This window comes from Kitasatospora sp. NPDC003701 (assembly GCF_053587085.1).
Map to the genome: position 1 here is coordinate 1 of NZ_JBSFNM010000111.1, position 14,625 is coordinate 14,625.

General features: G+C 72.8%; 15 protein-coding genes. 10 read left to right on the forward strand and 5 right to left on the reverse strand.

What is annotated here, in order from left to right:
* Positions 1-207 precede the first annotated feature (207 nt).
* Positions 208-1,302 (reverse strand): SGNH/GDSL hydrolase family protein, encoded by a 1,095-nt coding sequence (locus ACWDRR_RS42815; RefSeq protein WP_449777752.1) that lies wholly within the window; start codon positions 1,300-1,302, stop codon positions 208-210.
* A gap of 320 nt (positions 1,303-1,622) precedes the next feature.
* Between ACWDRR_RS42815 and ACWDRR_RS42820 the strand changes: the two genes are divergently transcribed.
* From ACWDRR_RS42820 to ACWDRR_RS42835, 4 genes are all read left to right on the forward strand, one after another.
* Positions 1,623-3,023: a cystathionine beta-synthase gene (locus ACWDRR_RS42820; protein ID WP_449777753.1), complete on the forward strand. Its 1,401-nt coding sequence runs from the start codon at positions 1,623-1,625 to the stop codon at positions 3,021-3,023.
* Positions 3,024-3,506: 483 nt separating this feature from the next.
* Positions 3,507-3,845, forward strand: coding sequence for a hypothetical protein (locus ACWDRR_RS42825; protein ID WP_449777754.1), 339 nt, complete (start codon positions 3,507-3,509; stop codon positions 3,843-3,845).
* 188 nt (positions 3,846-4,033) lie between these two features.
* The gene (locus ACWDRR_RS42830; protein WP_449777755.1) at positions 4,034-5,335 is read left to right on the forward strand and encodes a L,D-transpeptidase; all 1,302 of its coding nucleotides are present in this window, start codon (positions 4,034-4,036) and stop codon (positions 5,333-5,335) included.
* A gap of 77 nt (positions 5,336-5,412) precedes the next feature.
* A complete protein-coding gene (locus tag ACWDRR_RS42835) occupies positions 5,413-5,904 on the forward strand; it encodes a DUF1203 domain-containing protein (RefSeq protein ID WP_449777756.1) in 492 nt (163 codons plus the stop codon).
* 16 nt (positions 5,905-5,920) lie between these two features.
* Here ACWDRR_RS42835 and msrA read toward each other — a convergent pair whose 3' ends face one another.
* Positions 5,921-6,586 carry a peptide-methionine (S)-S-oxide reductase MsrA gene (gene msrA / locus ACWDRR_RS42840; protein ID WP_449777766.1) on the reverse strand — a complete coding sequence of 222 codons (666 nt, stop codon included), beginning with the start codon at positions 6,584-6,586 and terminating at the stop codon, positions 5,921-5,923.
* Positions 6,587-6,728: 142 nt separating this feature from the next.
* Between msrA and ACWDRR_RS42845 the strand changes: the two genes are divergently transcribed.
* Positions 6,729-7,883 (forward strand): cystathionine gamma-synthase, encoded by a 1,155-nt coding sequence (locus tag ACWDRR_RS42845; protein ID WP_449777757.1) that lies wholly within the window; start codon positions 6,729-6,731, stop codon positions 7,881-7,883.
* Positions 7,884-7,911: 28 nt separating this feature from the next.
* Here the strand turns inward: ACWDRR_RS42845 and ACWDRR_RS42850 are convergent, their stop codons facing one another.
* Positions 7,912-8,391 (reverse strand): MarR family winged helix-turn-helix transcriptional regulator, encoded by a 480-nt coding sequence (locus ACWDRR_RS42850; RefSeq protein ID WP_449777758.1) that lies wholly within the window; start codon positions 8,389-8,391, stop codon positions 7,912-7,914.
* Positions 8,392-8,513: 122 nt separating this feature from the next.
* Between ACWDRR_RS42850 and ilvA the strand changes: the two genes are divergently transcribed.
* The 3 genes from ilvA (at position 8,514) to ACWDRR_RS42865 (ending at position 11,885) form a co-directional block, all read left to right on the forward strand.
* Complete coding sequence (gene ilvA / locus ACWDRR_RS42855) at positions 8,514-9,725, forward strand: threonine ammonia-lyase (protein ID WP_449777759.1); 1,212 nt, start codon at positions 8,514-8,516, stop codon at positions 9,723-9,725.
* Between the two features lie 233 nt (positions 9,726-9,958).
* Positions 9,959-11,026, forward strand: a complete 1,068-nt coding sequence (locus tag ACWDRR_RS42860; protein ID WP_449777760.1) for an ATP-binding cassette domain-containing protein — start codon at positions 9,959-9,961, stop codon at positions 11,024-11,026.
* Between the two features lies 1 nt (position 11,027).
* A complete protein-coding gene (locus tag ACWDRR_RS42865; protein ID WP_449777761.1) occupies positions 11,028-11,885 on the forward strand; it encodes an ABC transporter permease in 858 nt (285 codons plus the stop codon).
* Between the two features lie 84 nt (positions 11,886-11,969).
* On the opposite strand, the gene greA is transcribed toward ACWDRR_RS42865, so the two are convergent.
* Together greA and ACWDRR_RS42875 are read right to left on the reverse strand one after the other, a co-directional pair.
* Positions 11,970-12,470, reverse strand: a complete 501-nt coding sequence (gene greA / locus ACWDRR_RS42870; protein ID WP_449777762.1) for a transcription elongation factor GreA — start codon at positions 12,468-12,470, stop codon at positions 11,970-11,972.
* 287 nt (positions 12,471-12,757) lie between these two features.
* Positions 12,758-13,171, reverse strand: a complete 414-nt coding sequence (locus tag ACWDRR_RS42875; protein WP_449777763.1) for a DUF4307 domain-containing protein — start codon at positions 13,169-13,171, stop codon at positions 12,758-12,760.
* A 271-nt stretch (positions 13,172-13,442) separates the two neighbouring features.
* Here ACWDRR_RS42875 and mca point away from each other — a divergent pair, with 271 nt between their 5' ends.
* Both mca and ACWDRR_RS42885 read left to right on the forward strand, forming a co-directional pair.
* Complete coding sequence (mca, locus tag ACWDRR_RS42880; RefSeq protein WP_449777764.1) at positions 13,443-14,348, forward strand: mycothiol conjugate amidase Mca; 906 nt, start codon at positions 13,443-13,445, stop codon at positions 14,346-14,348.
* Between the two features lie 49 nt (positions 14,349-14,397).
* Positions 14,398-14,616, forward strand: coding sequence for a hypothetical protein (locus tag ACWDRR_RS42885; protein ID WP_449777765.1), 219 nt, complete (start codon positions 14,398-14,400; stop codon positions 14,614-14,616).
* The last annotated feature ends 9 nt before the right edge of the window (positions 14,617-14,625 follow it).

Consider the following 14,625-nt stretch of genomic DNA (forward strand, 5'->3'; position numbering starts at 1 on the left):
GGCGGTCAGGTCGTCCGGGCGGACGTCCTTGAGGGAGCCCTTGAAGGCCCGGCCGATCGGCGAACGGGCAGCGCTGACGATGACGGCTTCGGGCATGGCGGGCTCCTCGCTGAGTGACCTTCGGGCGGTGGGGTGTCCGGGCGGCGGCCCGGCGGGAACACCCGGGTGCGCGGCGGACGCCCGGGAGGAAAGTTACCGTCTGGTAGCTCAGGCGTCACCCGCCCCGGCGTGTGAGCTGGCCGACGTGTTCCCGCGGTCGGTCCCGGCGGCCCCGTCCGGCCCGCCCGGGGCCGCCTCGGCGGCCCAGGTGCCCGGCAGGCCGACCCGCAGCCGGTGGCGCAGCATCGCCCAGCGCCGGGCCGCGCCCTCGGCCCCGACGGCTGCCACCTCGGTGCCGGAACGGCCCGCCGCGGCGGCCGCGGCCACCGCCACCGGCAGCACCGTGTCGCCCGGGACGGGGCCGGCCGGCCGCTCCTCCTCGGGCCAGAGGCCGAGCACCGCGCAGAGCGAGGGCAGGACGGCCATCGCCGCCGTCGCGTAGCCCTGGGCCGAGGGGTGGTAGCGGTCGGCGGCGAACATCTCGGGCCGGGCCGCGAACTCCGGCCCGAGCAGCGAGCCCAGCGAGACCGTCCGGCCGCCGGCCTCCACCACGGCGATGGTCTGCGCGGCCGCCAGTTGCCGGCTGACCCGCCGGGCCACCCAGCGCAGCGGCGGGCGCACCGGCTTGATCGTGCCGAGGTCCGGACAGGTGCCGACCACCACCTCGCAGCCGTTGGCGCGCAGCGCGGCGACCGCCTCGCCGAGGTGGCGGACGGCGAGCTGGGCCGGGCTGTGCCGGGTCACGTCGTTGGCGCCCACCATGATCACGGCGATGTCGGGGTGGTGCGGCAGGGCCAGCTCCAGCTGGCCGGAGAGGTCGGCGGAGCGCCCGCCGGAGCGGGCCACGTTGATCAGCCGGACCGGCCGCTCGGCCACCGAGGCCAGGCCCGCCGCGAGCAGCGCGCCCGGCGTCTCGCGGGCGCGCAGCACCCCGAGGCCGGCGGCGGTGGAGTCGCCGAGGAAGGCGAGCACCAGGGGCGGCTGCCCGTCGGCACCGGCGTCGGCGAAGGCCTCGCCGTAGACGCCGTCGGCCTTGGGCGGGTCGCCCTGCAGGACGCCGATGGCCTGCACGGCCAGCTTGCTCTCGGTCAGCAGCACGCCGACCAGCCCCACGCCCAGCAGGCCGAGCCCGCCGCCGCCGTACGCCGCCGCGGTGGCGATCCGCCGGGCCACCCGGGCCCGCGACTCCTGTGCCCCTGGCATCCGGTGCCCCCTTCGCGTCCTCGTGCCGCCCCCTGGCGGGGCCGCCACTCGCGTTGCCTGTACACCTCCTACCCGTCCGCGACCGCGCACTATCGACGGGACTGGGCCATCCGTGGGCGTGTGGCGGGGGAGACGGCCCGGGGTGGGGTGCGCGGAGCCCGGTGGCGGGGTCGCGCGGCGGGCCGGGCGGCGGGCCCCGCGGGCAGGTCGCCGGGAGGGCGGGGAGGCAGTGTGGCGCAGGGGAGGGCTGGGGCCGGTGGCACAGCCTAGGCTTTGCAGTACCGAAAGCACTCGCATGCCCACAGACCGGGAGGACCCCCGTGCGGTACCACAACTCGATCATCGACCTGGTCGGCAACACGCCCTTGGTCAAGCTCAACAAGGTCACCGACGGCATCAGCGCGACAGTGCTGGCGAAGGTCGAGTACTTCAACCCCGGCGGCTCGGTGAAGGACCGGATCGCGATGCGCATGATCGAGGCCGCCGAGGCCTCGGGTGCGCTGAAGCCCGGCGGCACGATCGTGGAGCCGACCTCCGGCAACACCGGTGTCGGCCTGGCGATCGTGGCCCAGCAGAAGGGCTACAAGTGCATCTTCGTCTGTCCGGACAAGGTGTCCACCGACAAGATCAATACCCTGCGCGCGTACGGCGCCGAAGTGGTCGTCTGTCCCACCGCAGTCGCCCCGGAGCATCCGGACTCCTACTACAACGTCTCGGACCGCCTGGTCCGTGAGACGCCGAACGCCTGGAAGCCGGACCAGTACTCCAACCCGGACAACCCGGCCTCGCACTACTACTCCACCGGTCCGGAGCTGTGGGAGCAGACCGAGGGGCGGATCACCCACTTCGTGGCCGGCGTCGGCACCGGCGGCACCATCTCCGGCACCGGCAACTACCTGAAGGAGGCCTCCGGCGGCAAGGTCAAGGTCGTCGGCGCCGACCCGGAGGGCTCGGTCTACTCGGGCGGCACCGGCCGGCCGTACCTGGTCGAGGGCGTCGGCGAGGACTTCTGGCCGACCGCCTACGACCGCGGCGTCGCGGACGAGATCGTCGCCGTCTCCGACAAGGACTCGTTCCAGATGACCCGGCGGCTGGCGAAGGAGGAGGGCCTGCTGGTCGGCGGCTCCTGCGGGATGGCCGTGGTCGCCGCGCTGGAGGTGGCCAAGCGGCTGGGCCCGGACGACGTCGTGGTGGTCCTGCTGCCGGACGGCGGCCGCGGCTACCTGTCGAAGATCTTCAACGACGACTGGATGGCCGACTACGGCTTCCTGCCGTCGGCCACCGACGAGGCGCACATCGCCGAGGTGCTGGCCCGCAAGGACGCCATCGAGCACGAGGGCATCCCGCAGTTCGTCCACATGCACCCCAACGAGACCGTCGCCGAGGCGGTCCGGGTGCTGCGCGAGTACGGCGTCTCGCAGATGCCGGTGGTCTCCCCGGGGGCCGGCCACCCCGACATCATGGCCGGCGAGGTGATCGGCTCGGTCGCCGAGAAGCTGCTGCTGGAGGGCGTCTTCGCGAACGAGATCCAGCTGACCGACACGCTGGACAAGGTGATGTCCAAGCCGCTGCCGGTGGTCGGCTCGGGCGAGACGGTCACCAACCTGATGACCGTGCTGGAGAAGGCCGACGCGGCCGTGGTGCTGGTGGAGGGCAAGCCGCAGGGCATCGTCACCCGCCAGGACCTGCTGGGCTTCCTCGCCGGCCGCGCCTCGCACTGACGCCCGCTCACGACGGGCACCCGCCCGTTCGGGTGAGGGTTCGTCCGGGGGCGAAGTGGTACACCGGCGTCACCTGCGCGCAGCACGCGCTTAACAACGGCAGGGCATCGTTGGGGTCAACGGCAAGACGCCGAGCGAGACGACGGCAACCCTCCGGGAGCGGCTCCCCGGTGGTCGCGGTCGTCTCCGGACACGTCGGACGGCCCTGACCCGGCCGGCCGTGTCCTGCCCTCCACGCCCGGTAGCGGGCGGGAGGGGCTACCGCGGGAGGCGTCGTCGTCCCGCCCCTGTCCGGCTTCGGCCGGTCAACAGGGTGCGGCGGCTCCCGCGGTCACCACCGCGCCGCATGGCGCGTCTCCGCGGCTCCCGGGTGGGGGAGCCCCGGCGGAGACGGCAGGGCCGGTCCCTCTTCGGAGGGGCCGGCCCTACTGGTGTTCGCCCGCCCGCGTTCGGCTCGGGGCGGTTTCCCGTACGCTCGCACGCATGACCAGCACTGACACGACCGGCCAGGACGAACCGCGCTACGTCCGGCTCAGCATCGAGCTCATCGCCGAGATCACCGACGAGGGGGCGCTCAAGGCGGCGGCCCTGCAGCAGGTGACGGACGACGAGTACCTCGACGACGAGGAGCGCGCCCAGTCCGTCGAGGCCATCGAGGTGGACCCGTCGGGTTCGCTCGCGCACTTCATCGACCCGGTCGCCCTGCTCGGCGACGTCCCGGGCGTCGAGCTCGCCTCGGCGACCTGGGAGTCCGCGCAGACCGAGTTCGACGCCGAGGAGGAGGGCTGGGACGAGTACACGGTGGACGAGTCCGCCGAGTAGTCTCCGCCCGCTTTCGTCACGGCTCGTGACTGCCCGGTCTGCTGTCTGCAGGCCGGGCATTTTGTCCATATTTGGCAGGAAGTTGAGTGATCTCATACGATCGCTTCCCGTTGGTGATGGAACCGTGAAAGGGCAGATTGCGTTTCTGTATCCGTAATGCCCGGGATGATCAGCAGGGAGAACGCGACGTGACGGCACGGGACGGTCAGGGCCGGGCGGCCGGCGGGAACTGGAGCCGGCGCGGTGTGCTGGCCGGTCTGATCGGTGCGCCGGTCCTGCTGCTGGCGGCCTGCAACGACACCAAGAGCGGCGACGGCGGGACGGGCGCCGGCTCGGGCAGCGGGTCCGCGGGCGGCAGCGGAGGCGCCACCGGCGGCGGCGCCACGAGCGCGAGCGCGAGCAGCTCGCCGAAGACCTCGGTGGCCGTCATCACCGTCACCCCCGCCGACGGCTCCACCGCCGCCAGCTTCAGCGAGCCGGTCAGGGTCACCGTCACGGGCGGCACCCTCGGCTCGGTCAAGGTCGCCGACTCGACCGGCAAGGCGCTGGCCGGGGAGCTCTCCGCGGACGGCACCGGCTGGACGTCCGCGGCCGCGCCGGCCAGCGGCACCAAGTACACCGTCACCGCCACCGCCACCGACAAGGACAAGCTGGAGGCGGACGCCAACGCCGTCTTCACCACGGCGACCCCGGCCAACACCTTCGTCGGCTACTTCACCCCCGAGGACGGCTCGGTCGTCGGTGTCGGGATGCCGGTCTCGATCAACTTCAGCAAGCCGGTGACCGACCGCAAGGCCGTCCAGGAGGCGATCACCGTCGTGGCCGAGCCCGGCGTCGAGATCGTCGGGCACTGGTTCTCCAGCACCCGTCTGGACTTCCGTCCGCAGGAGTACTGGGCCAAGGGCACCAAGGTGACCGTGAAGCTCCGGCTCAAGGACGTACAGGCCGCCAAGGGCGTCTACGGCACCCAGTCCAAGGACGTCCGCTTCACCGTCGGCCGCGCGCAGACCAGCGTCGCCGACCTCGCGACCAAGAAGCTCACCGTCACCACCGACGGCCAGGTCAGCGCCGTCTACGCGATCTCCGGCGGCTCGCCCGAGTACCGCACCTGGGGCGGCAAGATGGTCATCTCGGAGCAGTACCAGCAGACCCGGATGAACTCGCAGACCGTCGGCCTCGGCAGCGAGTACGACATCGCCGACGTGCCGCACGCCCAGCGCCTGACCACCTCCGGCACCTTCATCCACGGCAACTACTGGTCCTCGCCGTCGATCTTCGGCAGCCAGAACACCAGCCACGGCTGCGTCGGCCTGAAGGACGCCAAGGGCGGGCAGGACCAGAGCGCGGACGGCTACAAGTTCTACAAGAGCTCGATGATCGGCGACGTCGTCGAGGTCGTGAACTCCGGCGACAAGACCGTCGAGCCCTCCAACGGCCTGAACGGCTGGAACATGGGCTGGGCCGCCTGGAAGGCCGGCAGCGCGGTCTGAGGCGGGCCCGCGGGCCCGCCGAACGCGACGGCCGAAACCCGCCGGACGCCGGGCGGCCCCGGCGGCAGGCTGGAGGCATGACCACCACCGCCGCACCCGCCCCGGCCGTCCGCCCGATCGACCCGGCCGTCCACCTCGCCCTGCTGGAACTCGACGACGCCGGGCGCCCGCCCGTCCGGTCGGTCGACGAGACCGGTGGCGCCCCGCTGCGCTGCTGCCTCACCCGGGCCCGGCCGGGCGACCGGATCGCCCTGGTCGGCTACGCGCCGCTGCGCCGCTGGGCCGCCGCGACGGGCGCCGACCCGGGCCCGTACGACGAGGTCGGGCCGGTCTTCGTGCACGACCACGCGTGCCCCGGCGCGGGCCCGACCTGGCCGGCCGGGTTCCACGGCGGCGCACGGGTGCTGCGCGCCTACGACCGGCGCGGCCACATCCTGGGCGGCGTGCCCGTCACCCCCGACACGGCCGAGGCGGCCGCCGCCGAGCTGCTCGCCGACCCGGAGGTGGCCGTCGTGCACGTCCGCGCGGTGGAGTTCGGCTGCTTCCAGCACGAAGTCCACCGCGCCTGAGGCCGGCCCGGGCCCGTCAGCCCTCGGTGCGGGCCACGCCGATCGGGCAGCTGGCGCCGGTGCCGCCGAGGCCGCAGTAGCCGTTCGGGTTCTTGGCGTCGGACAGGTACTGCTGGTGGTACGGCTCCGCCGGGTAGAACGGGCCCGCCGGGGCGATCTCGGTGGTGATCGGCCCCAGCCCGATCGCGGTCAGCGCGGGCTGGAAGGCCTCCCGGCCGGCGGCGGCGGCCGCGGCCTGGGCCGGGCTGTGGGTGTAGACGGCGGACCGGTACTGGCTGCCGACGTCGTTGCCCTGCCGGTTGCCCTGCGTCGGGTCGTGCGCCTCCCAGAAGGTCTTCAGCAGCCGCTCGTACGGGATCACCGCCGGGTCGTAGACCACCCGGACCGCCTCGGTGTGGCCGGTCAGCCCGCTGCACACCTCCTCGTACGTGGGGTTGGGGGTGTGCCCGCCCTGGTAGCCGACCAGCGTCGTCCAGACGCCGGGCAGCCGCCAGAACGTGCGCTCGGCGCCCCAGAAGCAGCCCAGCCCGAAGTCGGCCACCTCCAGCCCGGCCGGGTACGGGCCGGTGAGCGGGTGGCCGAGCACGGTGTGCGGCTCACTGAGGGTGAAGCCCGGCGTCTCCCGGCCGGGCAGCGCCTGGTCGGCGGGGACGAGCGAGGTCTTGTGGCGGTTGAACAGCACGGCCTGCTCCAGCTGGTCGGGAAGCGTTGTGCAGGTTTCAACGCTCACGGCCGCCGCCGGATTCCGGGCAGCGGCGGCGCTTTCCGGACGCCGGAACCCCTTCCGGGAGGCGCCCCGCCATTCGCCCACTACGCTCGTTGTCATGACCGAGCACCAGCTTCCCCAGGGCTTCGAGACCCTCGCCATCCACGCGGGTCAGGAGGCAGACCCCCAGACCGGGGCCGTCGTCACGCCGATCTACCAGGTGTCCACCTACAAGCAGGACGGGGTGGGCGGCCTCCGGGGCGGCTACGAGTACAGCCGTAGCGCCAACCCGACCCGCACCGCGCTGGAGGAGTGCCTCGCGGCACTGGAGGGCGGCGCCCGCGGCCTCGCCTTCGCCTCCGGCCTGGCCGCCGAGGACACCCTGCTGCGCACCATCCTCAAGCCGGGCGACCACATCGTGATCCCCAACGACGCCTACGGCGGCACCTTCCGGCTCTTCGCCAAGGTCCTGACCCGCTGGGGCGTCGAGTTCTCCGTCGCCAACACCCAGGACCTGTCGACCGTCCGCGCGGCGCTGCGCCCCAACACCCGCGCGGTCTGGGTCGAGACCCCGTCCAACCCGCTGCTGGGCATCACCGACCTGACCGCGCTCGCCGAGATCGCGCACGGCGCCGGTGCGCTGCTGGTGGTCGACAACACCTTCGCCAGCCCCTACCTGCAGCAGCCGATCGCGCTCGGCGCGGACGCGGTCGTGCACTCCACCACCAAGTACATGGGCGGCCACTCGGACGTCGTCGGCGGTGCGCTGGTGCTGGCCGAGGCGGGCCTCGGCGAGGAGGTCGCCTACCACCAGAACGCGATGGGCGCCGTCTCCGGCCCGTTCGACGCCTGGCTGGTGCTGCGCGGCATCAAGACCCTCGGGGTCCGGATGGACCGGCACAGCTCCAACGCCGAGAAGGTCGCCGAGCTGCTCGCGGGCCACCCCAAGGTCAGCCAGGTGCTCTACCCGGGCCTGCCCGAGCACCCCGGCCACGACATCGCCGCCAAGCAGATGAAGGCGTTCGGCGGCATGGTCTCCTTCCGCGTCAACGGCGGGGAGGAGGCGGCGGTCGAGGTCTGCAACCGCGCGCAGCTGTTCACCCTCGGCGAGTCGCTGGGCGGCGTCGAGTCGCTCATCGAGCACCCGGGCCGGATGACCCACGCCTCGGTGGCCGGTTCCGCCCTGGAGGTGCCCGCCGACCTGGTGCGCGTCTCGGTCGGCATCGAGTCGATCGACGACCTGCTGGCCGACCTGCAGCAGGCGCTCGGCTAGACCGGGGCCGGGGCGCCCCTCCGGCGCCCTACGCGCCCTGCCGGCCCGCCGTGTACGACTCCATGGAGTGGTTGAAGCGGGCCAGCAGGGCGCAGAACGCGCGCTGCTCCTCGGGTGGCCAGTCGGCCACCAGGCGACGGGCCAACTCGGCCCGCCCGGCGCGGACTTCGGCCAGCCGGCGGGCGCCGATCGGGGACAGTGCGAGCCGTACGGCACGGCGGTCGGCCGGGTCCTGGACCCGGCCGACCAGCCCGGCGGCGACCAGCGGGGCGACCTGCCGGGTGACGGTGGAGGAGTCGACGCCCAGCGCGTCGGCCAGGGCCTTGACGTTGGCGGGCCCGTGCCGCTCCAACCGGTCGAGCAGCAGGTAGGCGGCCCGGTCCAGCGCGCCCACGCCGTCGGAGCTGCGGACCTGCTCCATGCGTCGGGCGAACACCGCCAGCTGGTACTGGAGTTGGGCGTGCAGGGGGTCGGTGCGGTCGGTGGCCTGGGGCGAGGTCGTCGTCATCGCGGCTCACGATCGTCGTGCGGTGAGGGAGGCTCAGAACCAGCAGCGTACGCGGGCCGGGCGGGCCCGGGAACAGTACCGACGTCCCCGGTTGGCGGCGGCGCACGGCCTAGGCTGGCGCCATGCACAGCTGGCCGATCACCATCGACGATGTCCGCGGCGCCCAGAAGATGCTCGCCGGGGTCGCCCGGGTGACACCGATGGAGGGCAGCCGGCACCTGTCCGCGCTGATCGGCGCGCCGGTCCACCTGAAGTGCGAGAACCTCCAGCGCACCGGCTCGTTCAAGCTGCGGGGGGCGTACGTGCGGATCGCGGGACTCTCGCCGGTGCAGCGGGCCGGCGGGGTGGTCGCGGCGAGCGCCGGGAACCACGCCCAGGGCGTGGCGCTGGCGGCCGCGCTGCTCGGGGTCCGCTCGACGGTCTTCATGCCGGTGGCCGCGCCGCTGCCCAAGGTCGCGGCGACTCGCGAGTACGGCGCCGAGGTCCGGCTCTCCGGCGCCACGGTGGACGAGGCGCTGCGCGCCGCGCAGCGGTACTCGGAGGCGACCGGCGCGGTGTTCATCCACCCCTTCGACCACTGGGACGTGGTCACCGGCCAGGCCACCGTCGGCCTGGAGATCCTGGAGCAGTGCCCGGAGGTGCGGACCATCCTGGTCGGGGTGGGCGGCGGCGGGCTGCTGGCCGGGATCGCGGCGGCGGTCAAGCCGATCCGGCCGGACGTGCGGGTGATCGGGGTGCAGGCGGGCGGTGCGGCCGCGTACCCGCCCTCGCTGGCGGCCGGGCGGCCGGTGACCCTGGAGCACTACGCCACCATGGCCGACGGGATCATGGTCGGCCGGCCCGGGGACATCCCGTTCGAGGTGATCAACGCCCTGGCGGACGGGGTGCGGACGGTCTCCGAGGACTCGCTCTCCCGGGCCCTGCTGCTGGGCCTGGAGCGGCTGAAGCTGGTGGTGGAGCCGGCCGGGGCCAGCCCGGTGGCGGCCCTGCTGGAGCAGCCGGGCTCCTTCGAGGGCCCGGTGGTCGCGGTGCTCTCGGGCGGCAACATCGACCCGCAGCTGATGCAGCGGGTGCTCCGGCACGGCCTGGCGGCGGCCGGCCGGTACCTGTCGCTGCGGGTGCGGCTGGCGGACCGGCCGGGCGCGCTGGCGGACCTGCTCGGGGTGCTCACACGGGTGGACGCGAACGTGCTGGACGTGGCGCACGTGCGGATCGACCCGCAGCTGGGGCTGACCGAGGTCGAGGTGGACCTGCACCTGGAGACCAAGGGGCCGGAGCACTGTGCGGCGGTGCTCGGCGAGCTGCGGGAGGCCGGGTACGTCGTCTCGCACTGAGCACCGAGTGCCGGGCGCCGAGTACTGGGCGCCGGGTGCCGAGAGCCGAGTGCCGGGCGCCGAGCACTGGGCGGCCGGCACGGAAGGCCCAGCACCCGGGCCGGCCGCACCCTCGGCCCCCTCGGGGCGAAAACCGAGTCGCCCGTCCGCCCGCATTCGGGGCAGAGTGGGACAGACCACTGGAATTCGCCCAATCGATAGCACCCCTATCGTCCGAGGAGATGAGGCAGGCCATGGCGCCAGCCATCCAAGCCGAGAACCTGGTGAAGACCTTCGGTGACGTACGAGCCCTGGACGGCGTCAGCCTCGACGTCCCCGAGGGCACGGTGCTGGGGCTGCTCGGCCCGAACGGAGCCGGCAAGACCACCACCGTGCGCGTCCTCACCACCCTGCTCCACCCCGATTCCGGCCGTGCGGTGGTCGCCGGGGTCGACGTCCTCAGGCACCCCAACAAGGTCCGCAGCCTGATCGGCCTCTCCGGCCAGTACGCCGCGGTCGACGAGTACCTCACCGGGTTCGAGAACCTGCAGATGGTCGGCGAGCTGTACCAGATGACCGGCCGGGCGGCGAAGGCCCGGGCGCTGGAGCTGCTGGAGTGGTTCAACCTCGCCGACGCCAAGGACCGCACCGCCAAGACCTACTCCGGCGGCATGCGGCGCCGGCTCGACCTCGCGGCCGCACTGGTCGTCCGGCCGCCGGTGATGTTCCTGGACGAGCCGACCACCGGCCTCGACCCGCGCAACCGGCTCGCCCTCTGGGAGGTCATCGAGACCCTCGTCGAGCAGGGCACCACCCTGCTGCTCACCACCCAGTACCTGGAGGAGGCGGACCGCCTCGCGCACGACATCGCCGTGGTCGACCACGGCCGGGTGATCGCCCGGGGCTCCGCCGACGAGCTCAAGGCGCAGATCGGCGGCGAGCGGATCGAGGTCGTGGTGCACCGCGCCGACCTCGTCGCCGAGGCGGTCGAGGCGCTGTCCGCGTACGCCAAGGGCGACCCGGCGGTGGAGAAGAACACCCGCCGGATCACCGTGCCGGTCAGCGGCGGCGCCCGGGTGCTCGCGGACGCCATCCGCGAGCTGGACGCCCGCTCCATCGAGATCGACGACATCGGCCTGCGCCGCCCCACCCTGGACGACGTCTTCCTCTCGCTCACCGGCCACGTGACCGCGGCCGAGGACGAGGAGAACCGCGCCGCCGGCAAGGGCCGGGGCAAGGGGCACGGTCACGGCAGGGGCCGGTCCGGCGAGGACGACCAGGGCCCCGACCAGCAGGCCGTCCCGGCCGGGAAGGAGCTCTGAGATGACGACTGCCACCGAGCACGCCATCGGCGGGGCGGTGCCCAAGCAGCGCCGGGGCGCGGCCGCGACCCTGCACGACTCCTGGGTGGTCGCCCGGCGCAACCTGCGCCGGATGACCCGGATCCCCGAGATCGTGGTCTTCGGACTGATGCAGCCCGTGATGTTCGTGCTGCTGTTCTCCTACGTCATGGGCGGGGCCATCCAGATCCCCGGGACGCAGGCCAGCTCCGACTCGTACATCCAGTTCCTGATGGCCGGCATCTTCGCCCAGACCGTCACCTTCGCGACGGCCGGCGCCTCCGCCGGCATCGCGGAGGACATGACCAAGGGGCTGGTGGACCGCTTCCGCTCGCTGCCGATGGCCCGCTCGGCGGTGCTGGTCGGCCGCACCCTGGCCGACCTCTGCCAGACCGCCTTCACCCTGGTCGTGCTGGCGGTGGTGGCGCTGCTGGTCGGCTGGCGGATCCACGAGGGCGTGCCGAAGGCGCTCGGCGCGTTCGGGCTGCTGCTCCTGCTCGGCTACGCGTTCTCCTGGATCGGCGCGCTGATCGGCCTCTCGGTCCGCAGCCCCGAGGCGGCCACCTCGGCCGGGCTGATCTGGCTCTTCCCGCTGACCTTCATCTCCAACGCGTTCGTGCCGATCAGCTCGATGCCGGGCTGGCTGCAGGGGATCGCCTACTGGAACCCGTTCAGCGCCACCGTGCAGGCCTGCCGCGACCTCTTCGGCAACCAGGTCGGGCCGGTGGACAGCGCCTGGCCGATGCAGCACGCGGTGCTGATGTCGGTGCTCTGGTCGCTGGCGATCACCGCGGTCTTCTCCTGGCTGTCGGTGCGCAAGTACCGCTCGGCCGCCGGCTGAGCCGCCCGGCCCGCCCGGGCCCGGAATGCCGCGAGGGCGGCCGTGGAGGAGTCCACGGCCGCCCTCGGCGTCAGGTGCGGGGGATCAGCCGTTGTGCGGCTTCACCTCGGTGACGGTGACCGAGGCGGCCTTGCCGTTCGGCAGCTCGTACGTCGCCTCGTCGCCGACCTTCTTGCCGTCGATGGCACGGCCCAGCGGCGACTGCGGGGAGTAGACGTCGAGGTCGTCGCTGCCGGCCATCTCGCGCGAGCCCAGCAGGAAGGTCATGGTGTCGTCCGCGTCGCCGTCGAAGGCGACCGTGACGACCATGCCCGGGGCCACCACACCGGAGTCCGCGGGGGCCTCGCCGACCTTGGCACGCTCCAGGAGCTGGGTGAGCTGGCGGATCCGCAGCTCGTACTTGCCCTGCTCCTCCTTGGCCGCGTGGTAACCGGCGTTCTCCTTGAGGTCACCCTCTTCGCGCGCCGCCTCGATCTTCTGGGCGATCTCGATGCGCCAGGGGCCGGTCAGGTGGTCCAGCTCGGCCTTGAGCTGGTCGTAGCCGGACTGAGTGAGCCAGGTCACGTGTTCGCTGGTCTGGGTCACAGGTGCTCCTCGTAGGTGCTGGGGCTGTGCTGAGGGTGTGAGTCGTCAGCAGGGTGGCGGTGGAGATATCGGTCGTAACTACAAAGCAACGCCCGCTCCCGGACCTCTCGGTGCGGAAGGGGCGAAACCACGAGCCTAACAACTCCTGCCGACAAGCGGGAGGGTCATTGGCGCGTCATTGACGACAGCGTTGCGCCGAGGTGTACAGGATCGGTGTGCGGGACATCCTGACGGATTCCCGCTCTTCTGATCGAATATGCGCCCGGGCGGGTCGCGATCACCGGCGACTACTCGGCCGGCGTGCATCCCAGCAGCTCGGCGGTGGTGCCGCGGGCGGTGGTGCGGAGGCTGACCACGGCGTCGTAGCCGGCGCCGGAGGCCGGGACGGGGAAGTCGGCCACCCCGACCACCGCGCCGTCCTCGCCCTGCGAGCGGACGGTACAGCTGCCCGCCGTGCCGTCGCTCTTGCGCACCGCCAGGTGCAGTTGCATCTCGGTGTCCGAGACCGCCTGGAAGGAGGGGACGCTGCCGTTGATGGTGGTCTCGCGGATCAGGTACGAGCCGCCCAGCCAGGCCACCAGGCCCAGGCCCAGCACGGCGCAGACCGCGCCCGCCACCTTGAGGCGGCGGTCGGACTCGCGGTCGCCGTGCCGTCCGTAGCGCCCCTCGGGCAGCTGCGGGGTGGTCGTGCCTGCGCTCATCGGGCTCAGTCCTCTCCGGGAGGTACCCCCCGCGGTGGTGCCGGGGGAATGCGACGCTCCTCCAGTCCGTCACTATAGGAGGGGCACGCCCGCGGCCGGTCCGGCGGGGGCGCTGCTCGGCCGTGTCGGTGCCGGGCCGGCGGCGTGGCGAGGTCGTGCCGCGGCGCACTCGGCGGCAGGTCCGCGGTGACGCGGCCCGGACCGGGCGGCTCGGACGGTGGGCAGACCGGACTTCGCGGAAGGCCCAGACATTGTGGAAGGAACGCACGCGTTGACTGAGCAGTTGCGACTGATGGCGGTGCACGCCCACCCGGACGACGAGTCCAGCAAGGGCGCTGCCACCATGGCCATGTACGTCGACCAGGGGGTGGACGTGCTGGTGGCCACCTGCACCGGGGGGGAACGCGGGTCGGTCCTCAATCCGAAGCTGCAGGGCAAGCCGGAGATCGAGGAGAACATCCACGAGGTCCGGCGCAAGGAGATGGACGAGGCGCGGCGGATCCTCGGGGTCGGGCAGGCCTGGCTGGGCTTCGTCGACTCGGGCCTGCCGGAGGGGGACCCGCTGCCCCCGCTGCCCGAGGGCTGCTTCGCCCTGGAGGACGTCGAGACGGCGGCGGAGCCGCTGGTCCGGCTGATCCGCGAGTTCAAGCCGCAGGTCATCACGACCTACGACGAGAACGGCGGGTACCCGCACCCGGACCACATCATGACCCACAAGATCACCATGCTGGCCTTCGACGCCGCCGGTGACCCGGACGCCTACCCGGACGCCGGCGAGCCCTGGCAGCCGCTGAAGCTCTACTACAACCACGGCTTCCCGATGGGCCGGATCCGCGAGCTGCACGCGTACCTCACCGAACACGGCCACGAGTCGCCGTACGGCGAGTGGATCGAGGGCTGGGAGAAGAGCGGCCGCAAGGAGCGCGAGATCACCACCCGGGTCCGCTGCGACGACTGGTTCGAGACCCGGGACCGCGCGCTGATCGCGCACGCCACCCAGATCGACCCGGACGGGCCGTGGTTCCGCGTCCCGCTGGAGGTCCAGCGCGAGGTCTGGCCGACCGAGGACTACGAACTGGCCCGGACCCTGATCGACGTCGACCTGCCGGAGGACGACCTGTTCGCCGGCCTGCGCACCCCCACCCTGGCGGCCGAGGCCGCCGACACGCGCGACTGAACCACCCCCCGATGGCCCGGCTCCCCGTGAGCCGGGCCACCATAGAGATATGAGTGCCCCCGTGAACCTCACCCACCTCGCCGCCGAGCTCGCCCTCGACGAGACCAAGGTGACCCCCGGACTGCTGGGCTTCGTCGTCTTCGCCGCCCTCGGCGTGGCCACCTGGTTCCTGGTCAAGTCGATGAACAAGCAATTCAAGCGCGTCGACTTCGTCGAGGAGCCGGAGACCAGCAACGGAGTGGCGGGCGAGGCTCCGAAGAGCCTCTGAACTGCGGCT

What these genes read in the sequence shown, in the direction of transcription:
- ACWDRR_RS42825 (WP_449777754.1), top strand. Translation starts at nt 3,507, where the DNA reads ATGACCAGCACTGACACGACCGGCCAGGACGAACCGCGCTACGTCCGG.
- ACWDRR_RS42815 (WP_449777752.1), bottom strand. Translation starts at nt 1,302, where the DNA reads ATGCCAGGGGCACAGGAGTCGCGGGCCCGGGTGGCCCGGCGGATCGCC.
- ACWDRR_RS42875 (WP_449777763.1), bottom strand. Translation starts at nt 13,171, where the DNA reads ATGAGCGCAGGCACGACCACCCCGCAGCTGCCCGAGGGGCGCTACGGA.
- ACWDRR_RS42860 (WP_449777760.1), top strand. Translation starts at nt 9,959, where the DNA reads ATGGCGCCAGCCATCCAAGCCGAGAACCTGGTGAAGACCTTCGGTGAC.
- ACWDRR_RS42835 (WP_449777756.1), top strand. Translation starts at nt 5,413, where the DNA reads ATGACCACCACCGCCGCACCCGCCCCGGCCGTCCGCCCGATCGACCCG.
- ilvA (WP_449777759.1), top strand. Translation starts at nt 8,514, where the DNA reads ATGCACAGCTGGCCGATCACCATCGACGATGTCCGCGGCGCCCAGAAG.
- ACWDRR_RS42885 (WP_449777765.1), top strand. Translation starts at nt 14,398, where the DNA reads ATGAGTGCCCCCGTGAACCTCACCCACCTCGCCGCCGAGCTCGCCCTC.
- ACWDRR_RS42850 (WP_449777758.1), bottom strand. Translation starts at nt 8,391, where the DNA reads ATGACGACGACCTCGCCCCAGGCCACCGACCGCACCGACCCCCTGCAC.
- ACWDRR_RS42865 (WP_449777761.1), top strand. Translation starts at nt 11,028, where the DNA reads ATGACGACTGCCACCGAGCACGCCATCGGCGGGGCGGTGCCCAAGCAG.
- ACWDRR_RS42845 (WP_449777757.1), top strand. Translation starts at nt 6,729, where the DNA reads ATGACCGAGCACCAGCTTCCCCAGGGCTTCGAGACCCTCGCCATCCAC.